The sequence below is a fragment of the Burkholderia sp. Cy-637 genome (genome assembly GCF_011753175.1).
Lineage (GTDB): Bacteria > Pseudomonadota > Gammaproteobacteria > Burkholderiales > Burkholderiaceae > Burkholderia > Burkholderia gladioli.
The window spans coordinates 1-6,307 of the sequence record NZ_VWWC01000266.1; the positions used below are offsets into that span (position 1 = coordinate 1).

The 6,307-nt window shown below is 70.2% G+C and carries 4 protein-coding genes and 1 pseudogene; all 5 read left to right on the forward strand.

The window, feature by feature from the left end; genetic code table 11:
• Positions 1-4: 4 nt before the first annotated feature.
• A complete protein-coding gene (locus F3J10_RS33815) occupies positions 5-1,009 on the forward strand; it encodes a regulator (protein WP_167243898.1) in 1,005 nt (334 codons plus the stop codon).
• Between the two features lie 9 nt (positions 1,010-1,018).
• Positions 1,019-2,713 (forward strand): single-stranded-DNA-specific exonuclease RecJ, encoded by a 1,695-nt coding sequence (gene recJ / locus F3J10_RS33820; protein ID WP_166914735.1) that lies wholly within the window; start codon positions 1,019-1,021, stop codon positions 2,711-2,713.
• Between the two features lie 244 nt (positions 2,714-2,957).
• A protein-coding gene (prfB, locus tag F3J10_RS33825) for a peptide chain release factor 2 (protein ID WP_152554399.1) occupies positions 2,958-4,062 on the forward strand; the annotation gives its coding sequence in 2 pieces (ribosomal slippage) (positions 2,958-3,038 and positions 3,040-4,062; 1,104 coding nt in all).
• A gap of 192 nt (positions 4,063-4,254) precedes the next feature.
• Positions 4,255-5,784 carry a lysine--tRNA ligase gene (lysS, locus tag F3J10_RS33830; protein ID WP_013698728.1) on the forward strand — a complete coding sequence of 510 codons (1,530 nt, stop codon included), beginning with the start codon at positions 4,255-4,257 and terminating at the stop codon, positions 5,782-5,784.
• Between the two features lie 328 nt (positions 5,785-6,112).
• Positions 6,113-6,307: pseudogene (locus F3J10_RS33835) on the forward strand (hypothetical protein); the annotation flags it as partial.

A 6,307-nucleotide genomic window follows, 5' to 3' on the forward strand; every position in this document is an offset into this window, starting at 1 on the left:
CGACCTGGCCGGCCCGGCGCTGGCCGCCCTGCTGGCCCGCGCGCGCCTGGTCGAGCGCAGCGCCGGCGAGGACTTCCAGCGCACGCTGCCGCATCAACGCTGGCTGGCCGCGCGCTTCGGCGCGAACCAGGGCGATGCCGACGACGACGCGCCGCTCGCGCCGTACATGCTGCTGGCCGACGGCGGCACGCCGGGCGACGCGCCCTGGGCCTGCGTCGAGCCGGTCCACGTGCAGATCGCCACCGACCACCTGGTGCTGATCGATCCGTCCGCGCTCGAGTTGCCGGCCGCCGAGGCCGCCGCCCTGCTCGAGGTCGCGCGCCCGCTGGTCGAGGAACTCGGCGTGCAATTGCAGGCGCCCGATCCGCGGCGCTGGTACCTGTCGAGCGAATCGCTGGCCGCGCTGGCCGGGGCCGCGCCGCTGCGCGCGAGCGGCCGCAACATCGAGATCTGGCTGCCGCACGAGGCCCGCACCGGCGAGCGCTCGCGGCTGTGGATGAAGCTGCAGAACGAAGTGCAGATGGCCTGGTTCGGCCACGCCGTCAACGAGACGCGCGAGGCGCGCGGCCAGTTCACCGCGAACTCGATCTGGTTCCACGGCCAGGGCCGGCTGCGGCCCGTGAGCAGCCCGTTCGCGCGCGTGCTGTCGACGGACTGCGCCACGCGCGGCCTCGCGCTCGCCGCCCAGGTGCCGGTGGACGCGCCGCCGGCCGCGTTTGCCGCGCTGGCCGGTGCCCCCGGCGAGGACGAGGCCGCCCGCGCCACCCTGCTCGAACTCGATGCGCTGACGGTGCCCTTCATCCAGCAGGACTGGGCGGCCTGGCGCGAGGCGCTCGACACGCTCGAGCGCGACTGGTTCGCGCCGGCGCTCGAGGCGCTGCGCGCCGGCGTGCTGCGCGAGCTGAGCTTCACGCTGTGCGGCGATACCGGCGCCACCACGCTCGCCGTGACGCGGGGCGACCTCCGCAAATTCTGGCGACGCCGCGCGCTCGCCTCCCTGTTCGAATAAGCCATCCGCATGACCCGACTCGTCACCCGCCAGGCCTCCCCCGCCGACGCCGAGGCGCTCGCCCGCCACGGCCTGCATCCCGTTCTCGCGCGCCTGTACGCCGCGCGCGGCGTCACCTGCCCCGAGGACATCGAGACCGCCCTGGCGCGGCTCGTGCCGCCCGCCAGCCTGAAGGGCTGCGAGGATGCGGCGGTGCTGCTGGCCGACGCGCTGGCGGCGCGCAAGCGCATGCTGGTGGTGGCCGACTACGACTGCGACGGCGCCACCGCCTGCGCGGTGGCGGTGCGCGGCCTGCGCATGCTCGGCGCCTCGATCGACTACCTAGTGCCGAACCGCTTCGAATACGGCTACGGCCTCACGCCCGAGATCGTCAAGCTGGCCGCCGCGCGCCGGCCGGAACTGCTGATCACGGTCGACAACGGCATCGCCAGCGTCGACGGCGTGGCCGCCGCCAACGCGCTCGGCATCGACGTGCTGGTCACTGATCACCACCTGCCCGGCGCGACGCTGCCCGCCGCGCGCGCCATCGTCAACCCGAACCAGCCCGGCTGCGAGTTCCCGAGCAAGCACATCGCCGGGGTCGGCGTGATGTTCTACGTGCTGCTGGCGCTGCGCGCCGAGCTGCGCCGCCGCGGCGCCTTCGACGATGCCCGGCCCGAGCCGCGCCTGGACGGGCTGCTCGACCTGGTCGCGCTGGGCACGGTGGCCGACGTGGTACGCCTGGACGGCAACAACCGCGTGCTGGTAGCGCAGGGCCTGCAGCGCATCCGGAAGGGCCGCATGCAGCCCGGCATCGCCGCGCTGTTTCGCGCCGCCGCGCGCGAGGCCCGCTCGGCCTCGGCCTTCGATCTCGGCTTCGGCCTGGGCCCGCGCCTGAACGCGGCGGGCCGCCTGTCCGACATGTCGCTCGGCATCGAATGCCTGACCACCGACGACGTCGGCCGCGCCTGGGAGCTGGCCCAGCAGCTCGACACCATGAATCGCGAGCGCCGCGAGATCGAGGCCGGCATGCAGCAGCAGGCGCTGGCCGACCTGGCCCAGGTCGACCCGGCCGAGGCGGCCACCATCACGCTGTTCAATCCCGACTGGCACCAGGGCGTGATCGGCATCGTCGCGGGCCGGCTCAAGGAGAAGTTCCACCGCCCCTCGTTCACCTTCGCGCACGCCGACGAGAGCGGCGCGCGCGTCAAGGGCTCGGGCCGCTCGATCCCGGGCTTCCACCTGCGCGACGCGCTGGACCTGGTCTCCAAGCGCGAACCGGACCTGCTGGTGACCTTCGGCGGCCACGCGATGGCCGCCGGCGTCACGCTCGAGACCGACAAGGTGCCCCGCTTCGCGGCCGCCTTCGAGGCGGTGGCGCGCGAATGGCTGTCCGAGGAGGCGCTCTCGCGCGTGCTGGAGACCGACGGCGATCTCGAGGATGCCTATTTCACGCCGCAGTTCGTCGAGCTGCTCGACGGCGCGGTCTGGGGCCAGGGCTTTCCGGCGCCGCTGTTCTCGGGCGAGTTCGAGGTGGCCTCGCAGGCGCTGGTCAAGGACAAGCACCTGAAGCTGCAGCTCGCGCGCGGGCGCCAGCGCTTCGGCGCGATCTGGTTCAACCACACCGAGCCGCTGCCGGCGCACGCCACCGTCGCCTACCGCCTCGCCAGCGACACCTGGAACGGCGTGACGCGCGTGCAGCTGATCGTCGAGCACGCGGCCTGATACGGCAACGCGCGGCGCGCGGGTCGGCGGCGCGAGGCCGGGCCCCGCCGCGGCCGATCGCGCTCCGCCCTGCTCCAGCAACGCGATCCGCCACCGTTTTCCAGGCGCTTTCCCCCGATTTCCAGCCGATTTCCCGGCAAATACCGGCGGCTCGCGCGCTCGCGGCCCCGGCGCGCCTACCGGCCGAGCCCCCCGATCGGCTATAATTCCGCCTTTTCACGAAGCCGGAAAAGCGATCATCACCATGGAAGCGGAACGCCTCAACGCGATCGAAAGCTCTCTCGCGGACCTGCGCCGGCGCGCGGGCGAGCTACGGGGGTATCTTTGACTACGACGCCAAGTCCGCGCGTCTAGCCGAAGTCAACAAGGAACTCGAAGACCCGAACGTCTGGAACGATTCGAAGAACGCCCAGGCGCTCGGCCGCGAGAAGAAATCGCTGGAAGGCGTCGTGATGACGCTGACCGCGCTCGACGGCGACCTGCGCGACGCGCAGGACCTGTTCGAGCTCGCGCACGAGGAAAACGACGAGGACACGCTGCTGGCGAGCGAGGGCGAGGCCGCCGAGCTCGAGAAGCGCGTCGCCGAGATCGAATTCCGCCGGATGTTCTCCAACCCGGCCGACCCGAACAACTGCTTCATCGACATCCAGGCCGGCGCCGGCGGCACCGAGGCCTGCGACTGGGCCTCGATGCTGCTGCGCCAGTACCTACGCTACTGCGAGCGCAAGGGCTTCAAGACCGAGGTACTGGAAGAGTCCGACGGCGACGTGGCCGGCATCAAGAACGCCACCATCAAGGTCACGGGCGACTACGCCTACGGCTTCCTGCGCACCGAGACCGGCATCCACCGCCTGGTGCGCAAGTCGCCGTTCGATTCCTCGGGCGGACGTCACACCTCGTTCTCGTCGGTGTTCGTCTATCCGGAGATCGACGATTCGATCGAGGTCGAGGTCAACCCGGCCGACCTGCGCATCGACACCTACCGCGCCTCGGGCGCGGGCGGCCAGCACATCAACAAGACCGACTCCGCGGTGCGTATCACGCACATGCCGACCGGGATCGTGGTCCAGTGCCAGAACGACCGCTCGCAGCACCGCAACCGCGCCGAGGCGATGGCGATGCTGAAGTCGCGCCTGTATGAAGCCGAGATGCGCAAGCGCCAGGCCGAGCAGGACAAGCTCGAATCGAGCAAGACGGACGTGGGCTGGGGCCACCAGATCCGCTCCTACGTGCTCGACCAGAGCCGCGTGAAGGACCTGCGCACCAATGTCGAAATGAGCAATACGCGCGCCGTGCTCGACGGCGATCTCGACGATTTCATCGGTGCGAGCCTGAAACAGGGCGTCTGATCGCCCGGGGGCGGCGCCTCGCGCCACTCCCTTTCCGCGGTGTCGCCGCGCCTCGCGCGCGCATCGCGGAAACCGCGCCCGGCCAGCCCGGGCGCGCAGCAGCACCGGCCCGACCTGCCGCATCCGCCGCACCCGTCACACGCCGCATCCGTCACACGCCGCATCCGTGTCACCCATCGAATTCCGACCATCATGACCGAACCGACCCAACCGCAGCAGGCCGCGCCCGCGACCGACGACAACCAGCTCATCGCCGAGCGCCGCGAGAAGCTGCGCGCGCTGCGCGAGCAAGGCGTCGCCTATCCGAACGACTTCCAGCCGACCCACCACGCGGCCGACCTGCAGGCAGACTACGCCGAGGCCGACAAGGACGCGCTCGAGGCCAAGCCGCTCGAGGTCAAGCTGGCCGGCCGGATGATGCTGCGCCGCGTGATGGGCAAGGCCAGCTTCGCGACGGTCCAGGACGGTTCGGGCCAGATCCAGTTCTTCGTCACGCCCGCCGATGTCGGCGCCGAGACCTACGACGCGTTCAAGAAGTGGGACCTGGGCGACATCGTCGCCGCGAGCGGCGTGCTGTTCCGCACCAACAAGGGCGAGCTGTCGGTCAAGTGCACCGAGCTGCGCTTGCTGGCCAAGGCGCTGCGCCCGCTGCCGGACAAGTTCCACGGCCTGGCCGACCAGGAGATGCGCTACCGCCAGCGCTACGTCGACCTGATCGTCACGCCCGAGACGCGCAACACCTTCCGCGCCCGCACCAAGGCGATCGCCTCGATCCGCAAGTTCATGGCCGATGCGGACTTCATGGAAGTCGAGACGCCGATGCTGCACCCGATCCCGGGCGGCGCGACGGCCAAGCCCTTCGTCACGCACCACAACGCGCTCGACATGGAGATGTTCCTGCGCATCGCGCCCGAGCTCTACCTGAAGCGGCTGGTGGTGGGCGGCTTCGAGCGCGTGTTCGAGATCAACCGGAATTTCCGTAACGAGGGCGTCTCGCCGCGCCACAACCCGGAATTCACGATGATGGAGTTCTACGCGGCCTATACCGACTACCGCTGGATGATGGACTTCACCGAGCAGGTGATCCGCCAGGCGGCGGTCGATTCGCTCGGCACCGCGACGATCCAGTACCAGGGCCGCGAGCTCGACCTCGCCAAGCCCTTCCATCGCCTCACCATCAAGCAGGCGATCCAGAAGTACGCGCCCGACTACAGCGACGCGCAACTGGCCGACGTGGCCTTCCTGCGCACCGAGCTCAAGCGCTTCGGCGTCGACGTCGGCCAGCCGGCCTTCCTGAACGCCGGCCTCGGCGCGCTGCAGCTCGCGCTGTTCGAGGAAACCGCCGAGGCGCAGCTCTGGGAGCCGACCTTCATCATCGACTACCCGGTCGAGGTCTCGCCGCTGGCGCGCGAATCGGATGCGATGCCCGGCGTCACCGAGCGCTTCGAGCTGTTCATGACGGGCCGCGAGATCGCCAACGGCTTCTCCGAGCTCAACGATCCGGAAGACCAGGCCGCGCGCTTCAAGAAGCAGGTCGACCAGAAGGATGCCGGCGACGAGGAAGCGATGTACTTCGACGCCGACTACATCCGCGCGCTCGAATACGGCATGCCCCCGACCGGCGGCTGCGGCATCGGCATCGACCGCCTGGTGATGCTGCTGACCGACAGCCCGACGATCCGCGACGTGCTGCTGTTCCCGCACCTGCGCCGCGAGGACTGAGCCGCATCCTCGAAGGGCCGCCCGCCGGCGGCGGCCCTGCCCCGCGCGGCGGCGCATCGTGCGCCGCCCGTTTCCCCGCCCCTGCCTCTCCCGCGTCATCCAATCGACAGCTTTGTAACGGCACGTAAAATTGCGCGTTGCCGGCGCATGCGCCTTGCTACGTCCGCCTCGCGCCGCACCGGCGGCATCTGCACTTCCAAGCCCCGCCACGACCGCCTGGCGGTCCGTGCGCGCATCAATCGTTACAACTTGATACGCTGCCTCCACATCGATTGATCGACACTTGTCGATAGAAAATAACGCACACGAAGTGCGCTGGAGAGCAGAAATGGACAACCCGAACAACGCTACGTCTACACCGCGCAAACGTCTTCATCCGCTGATCGCGACCGCCGCCGGCGCCGTGATCGGCGCGCTGGCCTGCACGCGCCTGTCGGCCAGCCTGGGCCGGCGCCGCACGATCCTGGTCGTGTCCGCGATCTACACCGTCGGCGTGATCGCCGCCGCGCTGTCGCCTTCGGCG